The organism is Actinoplanes sp. OR16 (genome assembly GCF_004001265.1).
GTDB lineage: Bacteria > Actinomycetota > Actinomycetes > Mycobacteriales > Micromonosporaceae > Actinoplanes.
The window spans coordinates 5,380,411-5,401,118 of the sequence record NZ_AP019371.1; the positions used below are offsets into that span (position 1 = coordinate 5,380,411).

General features: G+C 71.9%; 21 protein-coding genes. 13 read left to right on the forward strand and 8 right to left on the reverse strand.

Features of this window, described 5'->3' with window-relative positions; genetic code table 11:
• Positions 1–21: 21 nt before the first annotated feature.
• Complete coding sequence (locus EP757_RS24480) at positions 22–1,374, reverse strand: FAD/NAD(P)-binding protein (protein ID WP_127549741.1); 1,353 nt, start codon at positions 1,372–1,374, stop codon at positions 22–24.
• Between the two features lie 178 nt (positions 1,375–1,552).
• On the opposite strand from EP757_RS24480, the gene EP757_RS24485 reads away from it, so the two are divergent.
• The gene (locus EP757_RS24485) at positions 1,553–2,695 is read left to right on the forward strand and encodes a molybdopterin-binding protein (protein ID WP_127549743.1); all 1,143 of its coding nucleotides are present in this window, start codon (positions 1,553–1,555) and stop codon (positions 2,693–2,695) included.
• Here the strand turns inward: EP757_RS24485 and EP757_RS24490 are convergent.
• Together EP757_RS24490 and EP757_RS24495 are read right to left on the reverse strand one after the other, a co-directional pair.
• Positions 2,692–2,928 (reverse strand): hypothetical protein, encoded by a 237-nt coding sequence (locus tag EP757_RS24490; RefSeq protein WP_127549745.1) that lies wholly within the window; start codon positions 2,926–2,928, stop codon positions 2,692–2,694. The two genes, EP757_RS24485 and EP757_RS24490, sit on opposite strands and share 4 nt — an antisense overlap.
• A gap of 4 nt (positions 2,929–2,932) precedes the next feature.
• Positions 2,933–3,673: a BTAD domain-containing putative transcriptional regulator gene (locus tag EP757_RS24495; protein ID WP_127549747.1), complete on the reverse strand. Its 741-nt coding sequence runs from the start codon at positions 3,671–3,673 to the stop codon at positions 2,933–2,935.
• A gap of 117 nt (positions 3,674–3,790) precedes the next feature.
• Between EP757_RS24495 and EP757_RS24500 the strand changes: the two genes are divergently transcribed.
• From EP757_RS24500 to EP757_RS24525, 6 genes are all read left to right on the forward strand, one after another.
• Positions 3,791–4,495, forward strand: coding sequence for a DUF4232 domain-containing protein (locus EP757_RS24500; protein ID WP_127549749.1), 705 nt, complete (start codon positions 3,791–3,793; stop codon positions 4,493–4,495).
• A gap of 104 nt (positions 4,496–4,599) precedes the next feature.
• On the forward strand, positions 4,600–5,373 hold the full coding sequence (locus tag EP757_RS24505) for a cyclase family protein (protein ID WP_127549751.1): 774 nt from the start codon (positions 4,600–4,602) through the stop codon (positions 5,371–5,373).
• Between the two features lie 14 nt (positions 5,374–5,387).
• A complete protein-coding gene (locus tag EP757_RS24510; RefSeq protein WP_127549753.1) occupies positions 5,388–7,028 on the forward strand; it encodes a thiamine pyrophosphate-binding protein in 1,641 nt (546 codons plus the stop codon).
• Positions 7,029–7,038: 10 nt separating this feature from the next.
• Positions 7,039–7,923: a pyridoxal-phosphate dependent enzyme gene (locus EP757_RS24515; protein ID WP_127549755.1), complete on the forward strand. Its 885-nt coding sequence runs from the start codon at positions 7,039–7,041 to the stop codon at positions 7,921–7,923.
• Between the two features lie 112 nt (positions 7,924–8,035).
• Positions 8,036–8,530: a SigE family RNA polymerase sigma factor gene (locus EP757_RS24520; RefSeq protein ID WP_127549757.1), complete on the forward strand. Its 495-nt coding sequence runs from the start codon at positions 8,036–8,038 to the stop codon at positions 8,528–8,530.
• Positions 8,531–8,560: 30 nt separating this feature from the next.
• Entirely contained in the window at positions 8,561–9,823 is a 1,263-nt protein-coding gene (locus EP757_RS24525; protein ID WP_127549759.1) for a lactate 2-monooxygenase, read from the forward strand.
• Here the strand turns inward: EP757_RS24525 and EP757_RS24530 are convergent.
• A complete protein-coding gene (locus EP757_RS24530) occupies positions 9,818–10,723 on the reverse strand; it encodes an MBL fold metallo-hydrolase (protein WP_127549760.1) in 906 nt (301 codons plus the stop codon). The genes EP757_RS24525 and EP757_RS24530 overlap by 6 nt on opposite strands.
• Positions 10,724–10,781: 58 nt before the next feature.
• On the opposite strand from EP757_RS24530, the gene EP757_RS24535 reads away from it, so the two are divergent.
• Positions 10,782–10,991: a dodecin gene (locus tag EP757_RS24535; RefSeq protein ID WP_127549762.1), complete on the forward strand. Its 210-nt coding sequence runs from the start codon at positions 10,782–10,784 to the stop codon at positions 10,989–10,991.
• A gap of 44 nt (positions 10,992–11,035) precedes the next feature.
• On the opposite strand, the gene EP757_RS24540 is transcribed toward EP757_RS24535, so the two are convergent.
• The gene (locus EP757_RS24540; protein WP_127549764.1) at positions 11,036–15,844 is read right to left on the reverse strand and encodes a diguanylate cyclase; all 4,809 of its coding nucleotides are present in this window, start codon (positions 15,842–15,844) and stop codon (positions 11,036–11,038) included.
• A gap of 99 nt (positions 15,845–15,943) precedes the next feature.
• Between EP757_RS24540 and EP757_RS24545 the strand changes: the two genes are divergently transcribed.
• Both EP757_RS24545 and EP757_RS24550 read left to right on the forward strand, forming a co-directional pair.
• The gene (locus EP757_RS24545) at positions 15,944–16,477 is read left to right on the forward strand and encodes a DUF1269 domain-containing protein (RefSeq protein ID WP_127549766.1); all 534 of its coding nucleotides are present in this window, start codon (positions 15,944–15,946) and stop codon (positions 16,475–16,477) included.
• Complete coding sequence (locus tag EP757_RS24550; protein ID WP_127549768.1) at positions 16,477–17,307, forward strand: alpha/beta fold hydrolase; 831 nt, start codon at positions 16,477–16,479, stop codon at positions 17,305–17,307. Before EP757_RS24545 ends, EP757_RS24550 begins: the two co-directional genes overlap by 1 nt.
• 179 nt (positions 17,308–17,486) lie before the next feature.
• Here EP757_RS24550 and EP757_RS24555 read toward each other — a convergent pair whose 3' ends face one another.
• Together EP757_RS24555 and EP757_RS24560 are read right to left on the reverse strand one after the other, a co-directional pair.
• Positions 17,487–17,954 carry a hypothetical protein gene (locus EP757_RS24555; RefSeq protein ID WP_127549770.1) on the reverse strand — a complete coding sequence of 156 codons (468 nt, stop codon included), beginning with the start codon at positions 17,952–17,954 and terminating at the stop codon, positions 17,487–17,489.
• A gap of 47 nt (positions 17,955–18,001) precedes the next feature.
• Positions 18,002–18,220 carry a hypothetical protein gene (locus EP757_RS24560; RefSeq protein WP_127549772.1) on the reverse strand — a complete coding sequence of 73 codons (219 nt, stop codon included), beginning with the start codon at positions 18,218–18,220 and terminating at the stop codon, positions 18,002–18,004.
• A gap of 337 nt (positions 18,221–18,557) precedes the next feature.
• On the opposite strand from EP757_RS24560, the gene EP757_RS24565 reads away from it, so the two are divergent.
• The 3 genes from EP757_RS24565 to EP757_RS24575 are packed head-to-tail and all read left to right on the forward strand — an operon-like array spanning position 18,558 to position 20,010.
• Positions 18,558–18,803, forward strand: coding sequence for a hypothetical protein (locus EP757_RS24565; RefSeq protein ID WP_232049979.1), 246 nt, complete (start codon positions 18,558–18,560; stop codon positions 18,801–18,803).
• 36 nt (positions 18,804–18,839) lie between these two features.
• Positions 18,840–19,706: a helix-turn-helix transcriptional regulator gene (locus EP757_RS24570; protein WP_127549774.1), complete on the forward strand. Its 867-nt coding sequence runs from the start codon at positions 18,840–18,842 to the stop codon at positions 19,704–19,706.
• Between the two features lie 46 nt (positions 19,707–19,752).
• On the forward strand, positions 19,753–20,010 hold the full coding sequence (locus EP757_RS24575; protein WP_232049980.1) for a hypothetical protein: 258 nt from the start codon (positions 19,753–19,755) through the stop codon (positions 20,008–20,010).
• An 89-nt stretch (positions 20,011–20,099) separates the two neighbouring features.
• On the opposite strand, the gene EP757_RS24580 is transcribed toward EP757_RS24575, so the two are convergent.
• On the reverse strand, positions 20,100–20,666 hold the full coding sequence (locus tag EP757_RS24580; RefSeq protein ID WP_127549776.1) for a helix-turn-helix domain-containing protein: 567 nt from the start codon (positions 20,664–20,666) through the stop codon (positions 20,100–20,102).
• Between the last annotated feature and the right edge of the window lie 42 nt (positions 20,667–20,708).

Consider the following 20,708-nt stretch of genomic DNA (forward strand, 5'->3'; position numbering starts at 1 on the left):
CCCGGGTCCTAGCCGATTCTCCTATCGCATCTGCTGGAGACTGGCGGTGAGCCGCTCGACCTGGCCGCGGATCTCCGGGACGGCGGTGGCCTCCCACAGGCCGCCCTTGCGCAGTGGCCCGACGACCCACAGACCCGGCTGGGCCCGGCCGTCCGCGTCGGTCTCCACGCCGAGCCCGTGCGGACCGGTCCGCAGCAGGCCGTCCCGCAGCATGTCGGCGACCAGGCCCGAGGCGGTGTCCGGAAGTGAGCCGGGACCGGTGCAGTTCACGACCGCGCCGAACCGGCGGTCCGGGGAGCCCTCGACGGAGACCGTCAGGCCGCCGTCCGGGTGCGGGACGATCGCGGTGAGGCGGCCGGACCGGACCCGGAACGTGCCGAGGTCGAGCAGGTCGCCGATGCGGGCGGCGACCGGCGGGGCCATGCGGTGCCGGTGCACCTCCCAGAAACGGTGACAGTGCCGCAGGAAACGCTCCTGGGAGGCGTGGTCCAGGCGGAGCCACAGGTCGTCGGCTCTCGTGCGGACGAAATCCATCACCGCGACCCAATCGGCGCCGGCGGCGATCTCCTGGCGCACCCGGCGCATCAGCGGCCGCAGGCCCGCGCCGGCCGGAAGGTCGACATCGGTCGCGGGCGGAGGCAACTCGGGGTGCGCGCGAGGCAGCAGACCACGGCGGGAGATCGCCTCGACCGGCGTGGTGCGGCCGTTCGCGGTGAGGGTCAGCGCCACGTCGACAGCGGTGAGGCCGGTGCCGACGAGCAGCACCGGAAGGTCGGCGGGCACCGCGTCGAGAGCGCCGAAGGCCCAGGGATCGGCGACGTACTCGACGCTGCGGGCCGCCTCGTCGGAGACGGCCGCGGGGCGGCGCGCGGACGGGTTGCCGACGGCGAGGATGACGTGGTCGGCATGGACCTGGCAGCCGGTGTCGTCGGTGACCAGATATCCGGTGTCCCGGCGGCGTACCGATGTGGCGGTGGCGAAGTGGTGCCGGAATCGGTCACCGGCGTTCTTCGTCACCTCGGCGAACTGGTCGGCGAGGTAGTCGCCGAAGCGAGCCCGGGGGAGGAAGTCCGTCGGCTCGGCGGGTTCGCCCCGCTCGCGCAGCCAGCGGACCAGGTGCAGCGGGTCGGCGGGATCGGCGCTCATCGCCCCGGCGCGCGAGTTCAGCACGTGCCACGGCTCGGCGGCGCCGTAGGCGACACCGGTTCCGGGCCGGGAATCGGGTGCGACGAGAGCTGTCCGCCATGTGGTATTTGTCAGCACGGCGCGGGTGGCGAGAGCCCCGGCGGCGCCGCCGCCGACGATCGCGACCATCTCCGAACGGGTCCCGGGCCGGGATTCAGAGATCCGCCCGCGGACAACGGTGCTGGTCACCGCTCATCCATCCGGTTCGATGGCCGCTTGGTACAGACGCTAGGCATGTCTTCCTCCCGGTGTTCAGCGCGGCGCTGCGCAGGTCTCCAGCAAACCATAAACCCTATAGTTTTTATAGGCTATCTGGTGTTGGAGTCGGGCAGGTTAACACGGCAGGTCCGGATGATCTACTGTGCGGATGAAGTCATGGTTCGACGCGTTCGCCATCGCCCGCGAGGTCGCCGCGCCCCTGCCGGGGCAGACCATCCCGGTGGCCGAGGCAGGCGGTCAGGTTCTGGCTTCCCCCATCATCTGCGTACGGCCGGTGCCCGCTTTCGACAACGCCGCGATGGATGGGTTCGCGACCTGCGGGCCGGGTCCGTGGACGGTCACGGGACTGCTCCTGGCGGGCGGCTTCACGGCTCTGCCGTCGCTGTCACCGGGCGAGGCCATCGAGATCGCGACCGGGGCGCCGGTGCCGGTCGGCACGACGGCGGTGCTGCCCTACGAGGACGCGACAGTCGCCGGCCGCCGGGTCAGCGGCGTTCTCGGTGAGCGGACCCATGTGCGCCGGGCCGGGGAGACCCTCGCGGCCGGCGCTCTCGTCTCGCCCGCCGGGCGGATCGTCACCGCGACCCTGGCCGGCGCCACGGTGCAGGCCGGCGTCGACGTGGTCACGACGGTCCGGCCGCCCACCGTGACGCTGCTGGTCACCGGCGACGAAGTGATCTCCGACGGCGTGCCCGGGCCCGGCCAGGTTCGCGACACGTTCACCGGCCTGGTCACCGCCCTGACCCTGCGCGCCGGCGGCGTCCTGCGCGAGCGCCGCCACCAGAAGGACGACCCGGTCTCCCTCGCCGCCGCCCTGGACGACACCGACGCCGAGGTGGTCGTGGTGAGCGGCTCCTCCTCGGCCGGCGCCGCCGACCACCTGCACACGGTGCTCACCGACCGCGGCGCGACCTGGCACGTCCGCGGTGTCGCCTGCCGCCCCGGCCACCCGCAGGCCCTCGCCGAACTCCCCGGCGGCCGCTGGGTGGTGAGCCTTCCCGGCAACCCGTTCGCCGGCCTGATCGCGGGCCTGACCCTGCTGGAGCCGCTGCTGGAGACCATGGCGGGCCGGCCGTGCCACCCGCTGCCCACCGCCGCCGTCACCGGCTCGACCACGCTGATGCGCGGCGGCGTCCGGATAGTCCCGGTCGTCCACTCGCCGCAGGGCACGCGGATCGCCGCCGACCGCGGCTCGGCGGGTCTGCACGCGGTGGCTCTCGCCGACGCCCTGGCCGTCCTGCCCGACGACTGGACCCCGGGTACGCCGGCCCGGCTCCTGGCGATCCCCTAGCCACCGCCGCCCCGGCCGGTCACCAGACGGGCGGCCGTGTCGCGGACCAGGCGGATCGCCTCCTCCAGCGTGCCGGGGCGGAACCGGTGCTCGCCCGTCCGGGTCCGGATGTCGGGGTTGAGCAGGACGCTGACCAGGAGCCGGTCGTCCTCGACGCGCATGGTGAGCACGCAGACGGCGGCCGGCGGCACCGAGGCGCCGTCGCCGCTGGGACGTTCATGAAGGGCTGCCATCGCCTCAGCGCCGCCCCCGCACGTCACGCCGCTGTCGTCGTGGAGTGACCGACGCCTCCCGGTGCAACTCCTCGGACATCCGGGAGCGGAAGCACCGGTAGAGCCGCAGGGCCGCCGCGATGTCGCCGCCGCGCAGGTGGGCGGCGATCAGGGCCTGGTGCACGCTCACCCGGAACGGGTCGAGGCGGGCCGCCGCGATCCCGGCGGCGACGGCCTCGGCAGGCCGGTCCTCGCCGGTCCGCAGCCGGCAGATGAGCTCCAGGGCATGCACCCGCCGCAGCAGGAACCGCTCGCGGGCCATCAGGATCCAGTCCTCCTGCTGGCCGGGCAGCAGGTCGCCGGCGGTGACCAGGCGGTGTTCCTCCGCAGGGGAGAGGCCGTCCGCCGCCGATCCGGCCAGCGCTGTGCACTCCCACAGGTCCACGGTGAGCCGCGGATGCAGGGCCAGGTGCGAACGGTCGGAGATCAGCAGGTCGCCGACGAGCCGCCGGCCGCGATGCACGACGGCCCGCAGGTTGCCACCGGCCCGATCGGATGACGCCGCCGGCCAGAGCGCCGCGGCGGCGCCGTCCCGCCCGACCGACCCGTCGTTGACGGCCACGTAGGCGAGCAGCCGCCGGCCGCCCGCACCGAGGGTGATCTCGGTGGTTCCCCGGTAGAGCGCGAACCGGCCGAGGACGCGGAGATGCCAGTCGGCCGGGGCGACGCCGACGCCGGGCATGTGCACCTCCGACGGTGAGTCCACCCCTCATCGTGGCCCCGCCGAGCCACCCGCCGAGTCCATGAATCGACGCAGTCGCGTTCCCGACTGCCGCAGCGCGCGACGAGGGGGAGTTGCGCCGGTGGGGCATGATCGGCGCTCGTGAGACCGCTGCTCGCCCTCGTCGTCGCGTGTTCTGTGGTGCTCGGCGGGTGTGCCGGCGGTGGGCCGCTGGACGGGGGTGACGCGGCGGGGACCCCGTTCGCGGAGCAGCCCGGCCGGCCGGGTTCCGACTCGCCGGTCTCACCAGGGGCGCCGGGCCTGCGGGCTACGCCGTCGCCGGAAGGGACCTGTCCGCCGGCAGGAGTTCGGATCCGGCTGGGGACCGGTGACGCCGCCATGGGGCTTCGGGTCACGAGCCTCGTGCTGGTCAACTGCGGAACCGAGCCCTACGAGGTCGACGGCTACCCGTCGCTGCGGCCGCTCGGTGAGCAGCGCGAACCTCTGGACGTCGAGGTGCTCCACGGCGCCAAAAAGATCACCATCTCGCTGCCGCACCTCGACGCGCCGCCGCGGCCGGTCAGGCTGAAGCCCGGGGAGGCGGCGTCGGCCGGGATCGTCTGGCGCAACACGTACGACGACATCACGAATCCGCCGGTCACAGTGCCGTTCGTGGAGGTCGCCCCCGCCACCGGGCGACCGGCGCAGATCCTGCCGGTCGACGTTCCGTTCGATCTGGGGAGCACCGGCCGGCTGGGCGTCAGCCCGTGGGAGCCGTTCGCCGCCTCCGCGCCCGGTCCCGATCCGGCGCCCTCGGAGTCCCCGTCCGTGTCGTCGTCCCCCTCGCCGGATCTGCCGCTCCTCTGACGAACGCGGCGTAGGGAAGTCAGGACGGATCATGCTCCCGGAGAAGGGAGCCGACCATTACAGTCCGAGTGGTCGCCCCCGGTTTCGCCTTTGTGGAGATCCGCATGAGCATCCTGCACAGCCTTGTCTCCGGAGTCAGCAGCGGTTCGATCGAGGTCGTGGACCTCACCGCGCCGCTCTCCGCCGGTACGCCGATCCTGCAACTCCCGCCGCCGTTCGCCAACACGATCCCGTTCCGGCTCGAGGAGATCAGCCGGTACGACGACCGCGGACCTGCCTGGTACTGGAACGACATCCACACCGGCGAGCACACCGGAACCCACTTCGACGCGCCGATCCACTGGGTGACCGGCCGGGACGGCGACGACGTCTCCCAGGTCCCGGCGAACCGGCTGATCGCCCCCGCCGTCGTGATCGACGTGACCCAGCAAGTCGCGAAAAATCCGGACTTTCTGCTTGAAATCGATGACATCCGCGCCTGGGAAACCGCCAACGGCCCGCTGCCTGAAGGCGGATGGCTGCTCCTGCGTACGGGCTGGGACGCCCGCTCCGGCGACCAGGAGGCGTTCCTCAACGCGAACGAGACCGGCCCGCACACCCCCGGCGTCTCCGCGGAGTGCGCGAAGTGGCTGGCCGAGGAGGCGCCGATCATCGGCATCGGCGTGGAGACGGTCGGCACCGACGCGGGCGCGGCGCACTCGTTCGACCCGGCGTTCCCGTGCCATTCCTACCTGCTCGGCGCGGACAAGTACGGCCTCACGCAGCTGCGCAATCTCGACAAGCTCCCGGTCACCGGCGCCGTGGTGATCGCGCCGCCGCTGCCGATCGTCGGCGGTTCCGGCAGCCCGGTCCGGGTCCTGGCCCTCGTCGAGCACTGACGTCACGAAACGCGATGAACACCGAGACAGTCGCCGACGTCGTCGGCGCGACCCTCGCCCGCCTCGGCGCTGATCATGTGTTCGGCGTGGTCGGGAGTGGCAACTTCCACGTGACGAACGCGCTGGTGGGCAACGGCGCCCGGTTCATCGCCACCCGGCACGAGGGCGGGGCGGCCACGGCGGCGGACGCCTATGCGCGGCTGACCGGCCGCCCCGGCGTCCTCACCGTCCATCAGGGCTGCGGTCTGACGAACGCCATGACCGGAATAGCCGAGGCGGCCAAGAGCCGGACCCCGATGATCGTGCTGGCCGCGGAGCCGGCGGCCGGCGCGCTGCGGTCGAACTTCCGGGTGGACCAGGACGCGCTCGCGCACGCGGTCGGGGCGTCGAGCGACCGGGTGCACAGTGCGGCAACGGCCGTGACCGATACGGCCCGCGCCTGGCGGCTGGCGGTGAACGAGCGGCGTACCGTCGTGCTCAATCTTCCGCTCGACGTCCAGGCCGCCGCGGCCGAGCTCACCGACCCGCCGCCCGTGCCGGTGAGCCACCCGCCCCGAGCCTCCGACGAATCGGCCGGAGCCCTCGCCGACCTGCTGGCGGCGGCACAGCGACCGGTTTTCATCGCCGGCCGGGGAGCCCTGCACGCCAAGGGCGAGCTGGAGGAGCTGGCGGCGAGGTGCGGCGCGCTGCTGGCGACGTCGGCGGTGGCGAAGGGCCTGTTCGCCGGCAACGCATGGAATCTGGACGTGTCCGGAGGTTTCGCCACCCCGCTCGCCGCCGAACTGATCTCCTCGGCCGACGTCGTGGTGGCCTGGGGCGCCTCGCTCAACATGTGGACGAGCCGGCACGGCACGCTGATCGGTCCGGAAGCGACGGTGGCGCAGATCGACGTCGATCCCACCTCGCTCGGCGCCCATCGCCCCGTCGACCTGGGGATCGTCGGGGACGCGAGGCTCAGCGCCGTCGCGGTCACCGCCGCGCTTGCGGGTGATCATTCCGGCTACCGGACCGATGCTGTACGCACGAAGCTCCGTGCCGCCGCCCGGTGGCGCGACGTCCCGTTCACCGACGACGGAGACCAGGTCCACATCGACCCCCGAGCCCTGAGCATCGCCCTCGACGACCTGCTGCCCGCCGAGCGCGTGGTGGCCGTCGACTCGGGCAACTTCATGGGCTATCCGTCGATGTTCCTGTCCGTTCCCGATCACCGGGGTTTCTGCTTCACGCAGGCGTTCCAGTCGATCGGCCTGGGCCTGGCGACGGCCCTCGGTGCGGCGCTGGCCCGCCCGGACCGGCTGCCGGTGGCGGCGTGCGGCGACGGCGGTTTCCTGATGGGCATCGCCGAACTGGACACGATCCGGCGGCTCGGGCTGGGGATGCTGATCGTGGTCTACAACGACGAGGCGTACGGCGCTGAGGTGCATCACTTCGGTCCGGGTGGGCACGATCTCGGCACCGTCGTGTTCCCCGAGACGGACCTCGCCGCGATAGCGCGCGGTCATGGCTGCGAGGCGGTCACCGTACGATCAAAAATCGATCTTGATCGGGTGCGGGATTGGCTGGCCGGGCCACGGGACGTGCCGCTGGTGATCGACGCGAAGGTGGCGCCGGGCAAGCCGTCGTGGTGGCTGGAGGAGGCGTTCCGGGGTCACTAGGCTCCTGATCATGGTGCAGCCGCTGTCGTTCGGGACGTTTCCCACGCCGCTGGAGAGCGCGCCGCGACTGGCCGCCGCGCTCGGGTTGGACGAGCTGTGGATCAAGCGGGACGACCTGATCGGGCTCGGCGGTGGCGGCAACAAGGCGCGCAAGCTGCGGTATCTCGGCGCGGAGGCGCTGGCGGCCGGGGCCACGACGCTGATCACGATCGGGGCGGCGCAGTCGAATCATGCGCGGGCCACGGCGGCGGTGGCGGCGCGGCTGGGCCTCGGATGCGTGCTCGTGCTCGCCGGCGATCCACCCGCCGGACCACGGGGCAACGTGCTGCTGGACCGCCTGGCGGGTGCGGAGATCATCTGGGCGGGTGATCGTCCGCCGGCCTCGGTCGCCGCGGAGGAACACGAACGCCGGGACGGTGCATTCCTGATCCCGCTCGGTGGGTCGTCCCGGACGGCGGTGCGCGCCTATGCGGAATGCGCCCGCGAACTGACGGCCGCGGTGGAGTTCGACCGGGTCGTCGTGGCGCTCGGCTCGGGCGGGACCATGGCGGGCCTGGTCGCGGAGCTGGGCGCGTCGCGGGTGCTCGGGGTGGACGTGGGCGCGGTGCCCGACCCGGCGAAGGCCGTCCGGGATCTGCTGGACGCGGCTCCCGGTGAGCTGGTGATCGATCGCGGCCGGATCGGCCCCGGGTACGCGACGGTCACCAGCGCGGTCCGCGACGCTCTGCGGCTGGCTGCTTCGACCGAGGGACTGTTCCTCGACCCGATCTACACCGGACGGGCCCTGGCCGGGCTGAGGGCGAACGCCGGGTCCGGTGGCAGGGTGGTCTTCCTGCACACCGGAGGGCTGCCCGGCCTGTTCGGCACCGAGCAGCCGATCCTGACCGCGGAGTGAGACGCGGGCCACGAAAACCGCCGGTCGGCGGGGGTGATACGGCCGGGTGACGGGGTTGTGGCGGTGAGCCGGAGGGTGGGCGGCCGGGCTCCTTCTGGCGGACGTTGTGAGCATGATCTTCGACGGCCGGGGGGACGGCTTCCAGGAGTTCGCGCGTCAGCGGATGGACGGCTGGCGGCGGGCCGCCTACGCGTTCTGCGGGAACTGGCACACCGCCGAGGACCTGGTCTCGATCACGCTGACCAAGGTGATGCGGCATTGGGCGACGATCGAGGCCGCCGACAACCCGGACGCGTACGTCCGGCGGATCCTGATCAGAACCGCCATCGACGAGCACCGGCGCGCCTGGCGGGAGAGCCCGATGGGCATCCTGCCCGAGAGGCGTGCCGGCGGCCCGGGACCGGAGACCGTCGCCGACCGTGACGAGATCGTCGGGCTGCTCGGCGCGCTGCCGCCACGGAAGCGCGAGGTGGTGGTGCTCCGCTACCTCTACGACCTGACCATCGAGGAGACCGCGAAACGGCTGGGCTGCTCGTCCGGCACGGTGAAGAGTCAGGCCGCCCGGGCGCTGGACACCTTGCGCGAACGGATGCAGGCCATAAGGTGAGCGCAACTCACGAGCGAGGGGCGCGGGGACATGCAGGGTGCGGGACGCCGGCGGCAGAACACCATCTACCGGGCCGGGGTGCTCGGGCGGCGGCCGGCGGTTCCGACCGACTTCGCCGAGCTGGAACGGCGGGCGCGGAAGGCGACGAGCCGGGCCGGTTGGGCGTACGTCGCGGGCGGCGCCGGCGAGGGCCGCACCATGCGCAACAACCGGGCGGCGTTCGACAGGTGGGCGATCGTGCCGCGGATGCTGCGCGACGTCGCGGACCGGGACATGTCCGTCGACCTGCTCGGCACGACCCTGCAAGCGCCGATCCTGCTCGCGCCGGTCGGCGCCGGTCAGCTCATCGCCGCCGACGCCGACCTGCACACGGCCCGGGCGGCCGCCGCCACCGGTGTTCCCTACATCTTCACCAATCAGGGCGGCACGGCCATGGAGGAGACGGCCGCGGCGATGGGTGAGGCTCCGCGGTGGGTGCAGCTCTACTGGAGTACGGACGAAGCCCTCGTGGACAGCCTGATCCGCAGAGCGGAGGCCGTCGGCGCCGGGGCACTGGTCGTCACCCTCGACACCACGGTGCTGGGCTGGCGGCCACAGGACCTCAACCTGGGCTCGCTGCCGTTCGCGAAGGGCCTGGGGATCGCGCAGTACACGTCCGATCCGCGGTTCCAGGAGCTGGTCGCCGGCCACCGGTCGGACACCAAGCCGGAGATCACCCTCGGCGCCATCCGCTCCCTCATCTCGATCACGCGTAACCACCCCGGGACGTTCTGGGCCAATCTGCGCAGCCCGAAACCCCGCGCCGCCGTCGAGACGTTCCTCGACATCTACTCGAACCCCCGGCTGAGCTGGGACCACATCGCCACCCTGCGATCGCGCACCCGGCTGCCGATCGTGCTCAAGGGCATCCTGCACCCGGACGACGCCCGGCGCGCCTTCGACGAAGGAGTGGACGCCGTCGTGGTGTCCAACCACGGCGGCCGCCAGGTCGACAACGCGATCGCCTCCCTCGACGCGCTGATCGGTGTCCGCGACGCCGTCGGAGGGCAACGGACGATCCTGCTGGACAGCGGTATCCGTACCGGCGCCGATGTCTTCACCGCGATAGCCCTCGGCGCCGACGCGGTGCTGCTGGGCAGGCCGTACATGTACGGCCTCGCCATCGCCGGCCGGCGTGGCGTCGAGGAGGTCGTGGAGAACGTGATCGCCGAGCTGGACCTGACGATGGCCCTGACCGGCGTCAAGAACCTCGCGGAGATCACCCGCGACGTGCTGGTCCCGAACCCGTCATGAGGAGCGTCGCCAGAGGGTCGGCAGGTGCACGGTGACGCCGTCGCGCCGGGCCAGGTCGGTCAGCACGCGGATGGTGACGTCGAGGTCGTCACCGAAGTAGGGCAGCGCCCGCAACGGCTTGCCGAGGGTCCGGAAGAGGTCGTCCCAGTGGGTCAGCACGACCCGGCGAGCGCCGACCGCGGCCACGGTGTGCGCCCAGTAGTCCCGGATGTAGGTTTCCGGCAGCACGCCGAGCCCGCCGACGCCGAGGTAGACGGTGTCGGCGCGGTGGCCGCCGAGCGCGCCCGGCACGAACCCGGCGGTGCCCTGCACGAGCGCGGTCCGTCCGCTCTCGTGGCCGACCAGAATCGACCAGGCTTCGCCGCACCGGTACGCCGTCGCCCGGGCCGGGGGCCGCACCGGAGCGGTGATGACACCCGGATAACGGTCCGGCGGGCAGTGCGCGGACGCCACGAACGTCATCGTGAACGACCCGTACTCCACCGTCTCGCCGGATCTCACCACCCGGATGCGGTCCTCGGGCAGGTCGCCCCCGCGCCCCACGTTGGCGGTGGACTCGCCGCCGACCAGCACCGCACCGGTACGCAACGCGACCGACGGCGCGTCCAGCACATGATCGAAATGCGAGTGCACGGCCGCGACAGCCCGCAGCCGGTCGCCGAGCGCGAGCCGTTCCAGCGCCGCGCCGATGCGCGCCGGGTCCGGCGCCACCCGGCCGAGTAAGACCCGCGGCAGCGAGGGCCGGGAGAAGTAGCCGTCGGTCATCACCGCGTGCTCGTCGTCGGCGAACACGAGCCCGGACACGCCGAGGAACGTGACGCCGAGCTTGCCGGTGGCGGCCGGGAGATCGAGGCGTCCGGCGTACCGGGAGATGTCGGGTCGTCCGAATCTGATCCGCATCCGCTGATTCTCGTCGCCGCCGGAGACGAACGGCGGTCCGGCAGGGCAGGCTGGGGGCATGACGAATCACGTGTACCGACTCAGTGAGATCGTGGGCAGCAGCCCGGACAGTGTCGAGGACGCCATCCGCACCGCCATCGCGAAGGCGTCCCGCACGGTCCGCAACATCGAGTGGTTCGAGACGAAGGAGATCCGCGGCCAGGTCGTGGACGGCGATGTCGCCCACTTCCAGGTGCGCCTGAAGATCGGTTTCAGGGTCGAGGACTGAACGCGGGCGGCCCGCAGTCAGTCAGATCGTGACGACGGGCGCGGTCATCCCGCCACGACCCGGTTGCGGCCGGCTCGTTTCGCCTCGTAGAGCGCCTCGTCGGCGAGCTTCGTGAGCTGCTCCGGGTCGCCGGCGGTCGCGGGCGTGCCGGACGTGACGCCCACGCTGATCGTGACGATGCCGCCGCCGGCCAGCGCGTGCGGTTGCCGGAGCCGGCTCACCGCCCTGCACGCCCGGTCCGCGACGAGCAGCGCGTTCTCCGCGTTGGCGCCGGGCATGACGACGCAGAACTCCTCGCCGCCGTACCGGGTGACCAGGTCGGTCACCCGGACGCTGTCCCGCACCGCCGCCGCGACCAGCCGCAGGCATTCGTCGCCGCCCTGGTGGCCGTAGTGGTCGTTGTACCTCTTGAATTCGTCGATGTCGATCATCGCGACGCCGATCGGTGAACCGGACCGCTGCGAGCGCAGCCACTCCTCGTCCAGGAACGTGGTGAGCTTGCGCCGGTTCGGCAGGCCGGTCAGCGGGTCGGTGACGGTGAGCAGTTCCAGTCGCAGGTTCGCCTCGTTCAGCGCCTCGGTGCGTTCCGCGACCTTGCGTTCCAGCGACGCGTAGACCTGCGCGTTCTCCAGCGAGACGGCGAGCTGCCCGGCGATCAGCGTGACCGCGTCGAGCCGGCCGGCCGAGAAGGCGCGCCGGTTGAGCCGGTTCTCCAGAACCAGCATGGCCCGCGGCTGACCCTGGCTCAGCACCGGGACGACCAGCAGCGAGCAGTGGTCCAGCCCGGCGAAGTACGGATCACGGCCCACCCTGCCGTCCAGGGACACGTCGTCGACGACCATCGGCTCGCGGGTGCGTTCGGCGTACCGGACGGCGCTGAGCGGCAGCAGCCCGCGCTCCGCCGCCTCCTGCAGGGTCAGGCCCGCCGACGGCAGCGTCCACCCGTCCTCCCGGAGCAGCACGTGCACGGCGGTAGCGCCGGTCATCGCCCGCAGCACGTCCTGCACCCGCAGGCGCAGCCGATTCAGGTCGGTCTCCGAGCTGAGCACCCGGCCGGCCTCGAGGACGGCCATCAGGTCGATCACCTCGGTGGAGAGGTTGACGCTGTGCGTACTGCCCAGCGTCGTGCTCCGCGGGGCGGCCGAGCCGGCGAGCGCCGAACCGAGCGCCGGGTAGGCCCGTTTCAGCTCGCGCACCTTGCCGGTGGCGCCCCACCGCGCGTAGGCGTGCATCGACTCGGCGAGCAGCCGGTCGCCGATGTGGTCGAGGCCGTGGCCGAGGTAGAACCGGGCCGCGTACTCGGTGATGACCGCCGAGTGCCAGGACCGGCCGGCCGTGGCGGCGTCCGTCATCGCGGCGTCGAAGGTCTTCGCGGCCGTCGTGAAGTCGCCGAGCATCACCGCCCGGACGGCTTCGACGAACCGTTGCAGGTGCCGGAAGTTGCCGGGCTGGTCGGCGGCGCGGGCGGTGAGGAAGGCGAGACTGCGGTCCAGGTCGGTGACGGCGTCCGGGTCGGTCCGGACGAAGGCGCCCAGCGCGTGGAACACGTGCGCCGGGATGTGGATGTAGGTGCCGGGGATCGACGGCAGCAGCGCCACCGCGTCGCGGCTGTGCCGGATCAGCGCCTCGTCGTCGCGGAAGACCACGGCGGTCAGTGACCGCGACGCCGCATGGAAGGCCTGAGCGGCGTCGTTCCCGGCCAGGCCCGCGACGAACGCCGCCTCGTCGAAGCCGAGCGATCCCGCCGGCGACGTCTCCCCGCGCATGGCCCGCACCAGGCCGCCGGCGGTCACGAACATGGCGGTGTCGGCCTCGGCGCCGATCCGCTCGCCGAACGCCTGCGCGTCCTGCGCCTCCCGGCTGAAGGTCTCCAGGTCGGCGGCGCTGCCGAGCATCTGCGGCACCGACGTGTAATAGGTGTAGAAGGCGTTGCGCACGTCGCCGCCGCGCAGCAGGCCGTCGCGGGCCTCGTGGGCCAGCCGCACCCCGTTCTCGATCGGCTCGAACCACGGCAGGGTGGCGAGCGCGTGCAGGAACTTCGCCTGGGAGGTCTCCGGCTCGTACCCGTGGGCTTCTCCGGTCGCGAGGATGTGGGTGGTGGCCCGGTAGGCGTCCCGGTGCTCGCCGCCGCCGGCGATCGTGACGATGCCGATGTTGCCGAGCACGCCGGTGAGGGACGCGCACGGGCCGTGCTCCGCCCACAGCCGGGCGGCCTCGGCGATCAGCCACGCCATGATCTGCTGGTCGGCGAAGAACGCGGCCGGGGTCAGCCGGTTGATCAGGTGGGAGACGGCGAGCAGCCGGGTGTCGGTCATCTCCGGGCGGCCGGTGGTGTCGCCGGCGGTGGCGAGCCAGCTGTAGAAAGCGGTCATCCCGGCGCTGATCCGCGGCCCGATCGCGTCCGGTCCGGGCGTCGCGATGCCCAGGTCGGCCAGCAGACCGAGGCCGATCGACATGGCCTCGGGCAGCTCGCGGCGGTTCGTCAGCGCGCCGATCTGCTCGGCCACCGGACCCGTCATCCACACCGGGTCCCGGCCCATTGCGGTCAGCTCGGCGAAGACCTCGTCCGCCTCCCGGTAGCGGGCGAGGCCACAGAGGGCGGAGTGCCATTCGCACCGGATTTCGGCGTACAGGGAATCGGCGGGGTCCAGAAGCCGCAGCGCCGCCGCGAGATAGACCTCCCGCGCCGGATGGTTGGCGACGAGCCGGGCCGCGGCAGCGGCGCGAGCGAGGAGCGCAGCCGCAGCCGGTTTCTCACCCGGAAGAGCCTCTCGGGGTACGAGGAGAGCCTCCACTGCGGCGAGGTACTGCGGAGCAGCCGTCATCGCCTGATCGGGTTCGGTCGCGAGCCGCCGTGCCAGCGACAGGCTCAGCCGGGACCGGGCCGGTGGGCCGAGCCGCCCGAACGCTGCCTGCTGCACCCGGTCGTGCCGGAACCGCACGGCAGTCTCGTCGATCACCAGGAGGCCGTCCTCGGCGGCCGGCCGCAGCTCGGCGCCGATGTGCTCACCGGTGTGCCCGGACGCCGTCGCCAGCAGCGTCGGGTTCACCTCACCGCCGAGGCAGGCCATCACCTCGACCAGCTCCCGGGTCGCCGCCGGCAGCGCCTCGATCCGCGCGCCGAGCAGGTCCACGACATCGCCGTTCCCGACGAACCGGCGGACCGCCGCCTCGTCCCAGCGCCAGCGGTCGCCGTCCGGGACCAGCACACCCTCCCGGCGCAGGGCGTTGAGCAGCTCGACCGTGTCGAACGGGTTCCCGCCGGTCCGCTCGGCGAGCACCGCGGCGAGCGGACCGGCCGCCTCCGCCGGTAGCCGCAGCATCTCGGCGACCATCACCACCAGGTCGTCGCCGGCCAGGTTGCGGAGGCGGATCTCGGCGGCGTCCCCGCGCTCACGGCGCAGCCGGGACCGCACCGCCGCGAGCGGATGGGTCTCGTCGACCTCCTCCTCCCGGTACGCGCCGAGCACCAGCAGGCCCGGCAGGTCCCGCTGGTCGAGCACGTCGTCGAGGAACCGGAACGCCGCGCCGGCCGCCCACTGCAGGTCGTCGAGGAAGAAGACGACCGGGCTGGCGCCGCTCGCCACGGTTCGCAGCACCGCCAGCACCGCGGCACGCAGCCTCGCGAAGAGCGCCCGCGGGTCGGCGTCCGGCTCCTCGGGATCCACGCCGAGCAGCGCCTGGAAGGGCGGCATCATCATGGCCGCGAGACCGCTGTCCGGGCCGAGCGCCTCGCGCAGCCGCTGCCGCAGCGTCGCCACCACGTCGTCGGGTTCGGTCAGCAGTTGGCTGCCGAGCAGGTCGAACGCCTCGCGGACGGCGTCGCCGCCGAGATCGTGCCGGAACTGGTCGAACTTGCCGGCCACGAACCGGCCACCGGCCGCGGCGATCGCCGGCCGCAGCGCGTCGACCAGCGCCGTCTTGCCGACGCCGGGCGGCCCGGTGATCAGCGTGAACGTGCTGTTGCCGGCCACCGTCTCGCCGAGCAGCCGGTGCACGGCGGCGACCTGGCTCTCCCGGCCGATCAGCCGGGCCGGCGGGGCGAGCCGCATCGGGAAGTCCCGGGCGCCGAGTTCGACCTCGGCGCCGTCCCGGGTCCGTGCGAGGTCGTAGGCCAGGCCCTCGCCGCTCTGGTAGCGCTGGTCCGGCTCCTTGCGCAGCAGCCGCAGGATGATGTCCGACAGCGCTCGCGGGACCTGCGGGTTCACCTCGGCCGGCGGAACCGGCAGGCGGGCCAGGTGGTCGCTGATCAGATTGAGCGGATCGCGGTCGCGGCCGAACGGGGGAGCGCCGGTGGCCAGCTCGTAGAGGGTGGCACCCAGGGCGTAGAGGTCACTGCGGTGGTCGACCGGCCGCCCGGTGCGCCCGGTCTGTTCCGGGGCCAGATAGGGCAGGGTGCCGGCGAGGCCGTCCTCGGGCACCGGATTCAGATCGTGGACGGCCGGCGTGGAGAGCTCGTAGTCGATGAGGACCGTCTCCGAATCCTCGGTGATCAGGATGTTCGCCGGACTCACATCCCGGTGGATCACGCCGTGCCGGTGCACGTCGGCCAGGAGCAACGCGAGGCCGTGCGCGAGATCCATCAGGGGCGCGGGCGCCCAGGGGGCTTCCACGGCGGCGAGGGTACGGGCGGACGCGTCGACCAGCGTGAGGGAACCCTTCTCCTGTTCCGCCGCGAGCCGAGGGGTGCCCGGCACACCGTCCAGCCGGCGCAGCACCTCGATCTCGTTGCGCAGGCGGTCGGCGGCGCCGGGACCGAGCGGCTGTTTCCGGATCAGCGCCGTGCCGTCCGCCGCGGTCAGGCGGGTCACCCGGGTGCGGTCGCTGTCGTACAGGAGCTCTTCCGGCCTCACGTCCTGCCGATCGGCCGGTCGGGGGCGACGCTGAGCGCCCGGCCCCTCTCATCTTCCCGGGGTGAGGTGCCCGCGCCCGGCGGCCGGAACCATCGGACCATGGCTATCGATACTTTCCTGGTTTATGTCGGTGTCTATCCGACGGTGGCCTCCGCGAAGGCCGACTACGACGTGGTCAAGGAGCTCTACCGCAAGGCGGACCTGATCGACGCCTACGACGCGGCCGTCCTCGAGCGCCGTCCCAACGGCAAGACCGAGATCGTCAAGCAGCACGAGACCCCGACCCGGGCCGGCGCGCTGGCCGGTGGCGGGCTCGGCCTCGCGGTCGGCGTCGTCGTCGCGCTGTTCCCGTTCGCCGCGATCGGCGGCGGGCTGCTCGCCGCGGCCACCGGCGGGGGAGCGGCCCTCGGCGCGCTCGCCGGGCACGCCGCTGCCGGACTCAGCCGGCACGACCTCAAGGAACTCGGCGAATACCTGGACGAGGGCCAGGCCGGCCTGGTCGTCGTCGCGGTCGCCGACATCGGCTCCAAGGTGGAGAAGGCGATGGCGAACGCGGAGAAGACCGCCGTCCGTGAGCTGTCCGCCGATCCGGACGAGGTCGGGAAGGACGTCGCCGCGGTGGCGATCGCCTGATGGGCAGGCCGGGCTGGCGTGAATCACGCGTCACGGTTCAAGGACGCCCGGTCTTCGTACGCCGTGGCCCCGAGGTCGCCGGCTCCACGCCGATCGTGCACGTCCACGGTTTCGCGGTCTCCGGCACCTACCTGCTGCCGACCGCCCGGGCCCTGGCGCACCGGGCCACGACGTACGTCCCCGACCTGCCCGGATACGGCCGCAGCCCGGACTGGGGGCACGCGCTCGGCATCTCCTCGCTGTCCTTCGCGCTCCTCGGCATCCTGGACGCCCTGGAGATCGACCGGGCCGTGCTGGTCGGCAACTCGATGGGCGCCCCGATCTGCCTCGAAGTGGCGCACAGCGCGCCGGAACGGGTGACCGGCATCGTGCTCGCCTCCCCGGCCGGCGGCGCGCACAACCAGCCGTTCCTGCGGGCGGTGGCGCAGCTCTTCCGTGACGTGCCACGGGAGAGCCCGCGGCTGGCCCGGACCGTGCTGCCGGACTATCTGCGCTTCGGCCCGCTGAACGCGACGCAGCTGTTCAGCGAGCTGACCCGGTTCCCCTCGCTGGAACGCATCCTGCGGACCCCGGTGCCCACCCTCGCCGTCCTGGGCACCCGCGATCCGCTCATGCCACCGTTGCGCCGCGTCGAGGAGGTCGGCCGGCTCGCCCCGCCGCATCTGACCGTCGCGGTGATCGAGGGGGCGGCGCACGCCATGAACTTCAGCCATCCCGGCGAGCTGTCCCACCTGATCAGCGCCTGGCTGGACGGCGGCGAGCTGACCGACGACCCGGAGTCACCGGGCACCGCCCGGATCCTCCGCCTCGGAGCGCGAGACCTTCCCTGATCTGGCCCTTCCCTGCTCTGGCCCTTCCTTGAGCTGACCCTTCCTTGATCTGGCCCTTCGCGAGCGAAGCCTTGGGCCCGGCGGTTGCCGCCACCGAGCCCTCGGCCTCGCGCCCCTACCCCGGCCGGTGCCGCCACCGCTCGGCCGGCGCCCCCTCAACGGCCGGCCGGGGCAGGGTGTCAGGGGACGACGCGCCCGGCGCCGTCGCGGATCGGCTCATCGCGCCGCCCGGCCACGCTCGCCTGCCGCGAGCCGTCCTGCCAGGCGGGGACCGCCTCGTGACGCGGTTCGGAGTCCCAGGCGCGGACGGCCTCGTGATAGGAGGCGTTCTGCCAGCCGGGGACGGCCGCCTGGTGCGGGGCGTGATGCCAGGTAGCGGCGGTCCCCGGGCGCGGGTCGTGCTGCCGGGCCGGTGTCGGGCCCGCGCGAAGCTCCTCGCGCCGGGCCTGGACCGCCAGTCGCAGAGCGGGCCACAAGCGCAGCCGGCGGGAGCTGTCGCAGACGGCGAGCAGGCGGGCCAGGCCGTCCCTTTCGTGCGGCGGAACCATGATGATCACCAGGACCACGGGCAGGACTGCCGAGACGAGTTCGACCGTGACGATCACGGCCAGCGCGACCACGGCGACGAGCACGAGAACACCGGTCATGGGAACTCTCCTGTCCTCTTCTGTTGGTCTTGCGAGCAGTCGAGCGCTCAGCGCACCGTCATGAAGGCCGCGACACCGAGCATCGCGAGAGCGATCGACGCCGCCAGGGCGACCAGCGCCGCGGCAGCGATGGCCTGGATCAGAGCGCCGATCGGTGCGAGCGCCTGCTTCAGGAACCGCAGGACGATCACCAGGCAGAGCGCTGCCATGACCAGATAGGTCATGGGCTGCTGCATCAAAGCCGCCGGGGAAGTGAAGAAGGACATGAGATGACCTCCGTTCCGGGTAGCGCGGGATCGCCGCGCATATGCGCCGGTGAGAGTCAGCGACGACGGTGTCGGAGATCGACAGCTATCGGACAGTCACCCGATCCTGACCCTCTGCAATGAATATGCAGCACTATGCAGTGCTTGGCAATCCTCATTCTCATGAGTGAATTTCGGGGTGGTCTTCCCGTCACGCGCCGTAGACGTCTGACCCATCGTTCAGTTTCGGTGAGTGACAACTGGCTGAAGTGGGGACTTGTGCGTCGCCTCAGGTGTGGTTAGGTGGAGGGGGGAAGCCGAATATTCCAACATCGGCCGTAGGGTGTACCGTCTCCCTGTGAATCACGACATTAAGGGCGTCACGGGCGCCGCCCTCGGCGAGCAGACCACAACATTGACGATCGTCAATTCTTTATGTGGGACGGGCAGCTGCCCGACCGTCTACAAGACCGATCGCGGCACCCTGGTCGTCCAGGGCTATGCGCTCACGCCGGAGAACGCGGGCATCTCGGTGCCGGCCGGCGAGCAGTTGGTGGAAATCCCGGCGGATCTCCTGGCTGCGGCTATGCAGGCGGGCGAATAAGCTGGAGTCCAGGCGTACGGAGGGGGGCGAGAGCACGTGACCGACTCGCCCACCGCCGACCGTCCGGTCGAGCCGGTCGAGCCGGTCGGCGTGATCTTGCAACGCTGGCGCAAGCGCCGGAGGCTGACCGGTCAGCAGCTCGGTGACCGCGTCGGGATGAGCCAGGCCAAGATTTCGCGCCTGGAGAACGGGCATGTCTCGGTCGAGCCCGGTGATGTCCGCCTCCTCGTCGAAGCGCTCGATGTGCCACGCGCCGAGGCCGAGCGTCTCGTCGAGTTGGCCGAGCACGCCGATGATCGGCTTCTGGAGTGGGTTCCCGCCGGTGCCGATCAGGCGACCCGTCAGCGCGAGTTCGGCCGCGCGGAGGCTGTCGCCCGGGAAATCCGGATCATGCAGCCGGCGGTCCTGCCCGGTCTGCTGCAGACGAGTGAGTACGCCCGCGCGATCCTGTCCGCCAACATGGACGACGATTCGGCCGTCAGTGAGGCGGTCAACGCCCGGATCCAGCGCAACCAGATTCTGCACTCGGGCGAGCGCGAGTTCCGCTTCCTGATCACTGAGCAGGTCCTGCGCAATCAGGTGTGCCGACCGGCCGAGATGATCTCGCAGATCTACCGCATGCGTGAGGTGGCGGCGTTCCCGAACGTTCGCATCGGCATCATCACCGATGACGTCGACCTGCCGATCGCGCCCTACCACGGTTTCTACGTCGCCGACGACCGCTGGGTCAGCGTCGATCTGTTCACGACGACGCTCCGGTCCGCCGGTCGTCAGACCCTGCGTGAGTTCCGCCGCGTCTTCGACCGATTGGAGGCCGTTGCGGTGACCGATATTGATGATCTTCTTAGTCATTACCTGGCGCGGTACGCGAGGATGCTGGTGCCGAACCAGGCGGCGCGGTAACGCCTACGCGCTTGTCGCCAGCGGTCGCCTTTCCTACCGTGAAGTGATGACGACGAACCGTGACGACCATCTGGTCGCATTACCCGGGCCGCCGGCCACCCCGGAACCCGGCCCGCGAGTCGTGGCTTCCCTCTGCGGCACGGGCACCTGCCCGACCGTCTACAGCACCGACCGTGACACGGTGCTGGTGCAGGGATACGCGGTCTCCGAAGTGGACGCCCCTGACGGCGAACTCGTCGTGGAGATCCCGCGAGAGGTGCTGCTTCAGGCTGCTGCCCGCCTGATCGAGGAGCGGGGCGCCTGATCTTCTGACCGTCCGCTCCCGCCCGACGATGTGCGGCTGAACTCCCTGGTGGCAGCTCATCGCCGGCATGCCGCCAGGCCGTGTTGTGTTCAGAATCGGTCGCCGTGAGGGCCGAAGAGGTGCAGGATCTCGGCCGGCCGGTCGTCTGCCGGGCCGAACCAGTGCGGCTCGCTCGCGTCGAAGTCGGCTGTCTCGCCCGGGCTCATCACGCGCTCGGAGCCGCCGAGCAGCAGCCGCACGCTCCCGGCCAGCACATAGAACCAGGCATGTCCGTGATGGGTGACCTGCACCGGTTCGCCGCGGCTCGGGCCGAGGATCTGCTTGAAGACCTGCAACCTTCCCGGGTACGTCGTGAGCGGCACCACCACGGCGTCCAGCCGAGTCCTGGTGTCCGCGCGATGCGGGGTGAGATGCGCCCTCGGGTCCCCGGTCGGGGGAGCGCCGATCAGGTGATCCAGTGCCATCCGGTGCGCCTGGGCCAGCGGGATCAGCAGGTCGAGGGTGGGCCGGCGCTTGCCGGACTCCAGCCGTGACAGTGTGCTGACTGACAGGCCGGTCGACTCCGCGAGATCCTCTAGTCGCAGGCCGCGTTCCTGCCGGATGCGGCGCAGACGCGGGCCGATGCCGTCGAGGAGCGCAGCCAGTGAAGGATCCATCAGGCCAGTTTGCGGTCTTCGCAAGTTCGCTGGCCCGCCGGG

What these genes read in the sequence shown, in the direction of transcription:
- EP757_RS24530 (WP_127549760.1), bottom strand. Translation starts at nt 10,723, where the DNA reads ATGCGGATCAGATTCGGACGACCCGACATCTCCCGGTACGCCGGACGC.
- EP757_RS24580 (WP_127549776.1), bottom strand. Translation starts at nt 20,666, where the DNA reads ATGGATCCTTCACTGGCTGCGCTCCTCGACGGCATCGGCCCGCGTCTG.
- EP757_RS24490 (WP_127549745.1), bottom strand. Translation starts at nt 2,928, where the DNA reads ATGGCAGCCCTTCATGAACGTCCCAGCGGCGACGGCGCCTCGGTGCCG.
- EP757_RS24525 (WP_127549759.1), top strand. Translation starts at nt 8,561, where the DNA reads ATGCAGGGTGCGGGACGCCGGCGGCAGAACACCATCTACCGGGCCGGG.
- EP757_RS24545 (WP_127549766.1), top strand. Translation starts at nt 15,944, where the DNA reads ATGGCTATCGATACTTTCCTGGTTTATGTCGGTGTCTATCCGACGGTG.
- EP757_RS24510 (WP_127549753.1), top strand. Translation starts at nt 5,388, where the DNA reads ATGAACACCGAGACAGTCGCCGACGTCGTCGGCGCGACCCTCGCCCGC.
- EP757_RS24550 (WP_127549768.1), top strand. Translation starts at nt 16,477, where the DNA reads ATGGGCAGGCCGGGCTGGCGTGAATCACGCGTCACGGTTCAAGGACGC.
- EP757_RS24520 (WP_127549757.1), top strand. Translation starts at nt 8,036, where the DNA reads ATGATCTTCGACGGCCGGGGGGACGGCTTCCAGGAGTTCGCGCGTCAG.
- EP757_RS24575 (WP_232049980.1), top strand. Translation starts at nt 19,753, where the DNA reads ATGACGACGAACCGTGACGACCATCTGGTCGCATTACCCGGGCCGCCG.
- EP757_RS24555 (WP_127549770.1), bottom strand. Translation starts at nt 17,954, where the DNA reads ATGACCGGTGTTCTCGTGCTCGTCGCCGTGGTCGCGCTGGCCGTGATC.
- EP757_RS24535 (WP_127549762.1), top strand. Translation starts at nt 10,782, where the DNA reads ATGACGAATCACGTGTACCGACTCAGTGAGATCGTGGGCAGCAGCCCG.
- EP757_RS24485 (WP_127549743.1), top strand. Translation starts at nt 1,553, where the DNA reads ATGAAGTCATGGTTCGACGCGTTCGCCATCGCCCGCGAGGTCGCCGCG.
- EP757_RS24560 (WP_127549772.1), bottom strand. Translation starts at nt 18,220, where the DNA reads ATGTCCTTCTTCACTTCCCCGGCGGCTTTGATGCAGCAGCCCATGACC.
- EP757_RS24505 (WP_127549751.1), top strand. Translation starts at nt 4,600, where the DNA reads ATGAGCATCCTGCACAGCCTTGTCTCCGGAGTCAGCAGCGGTTCGATC.
- EP757_RS24515 (WP_127549755.1), top strand. Translation starts at nt 7,039, where the DNA reads ATGGTGCAGCCGCTGTCGTTCGGGACGTTTCCCACGCCGCTGGAGAGC.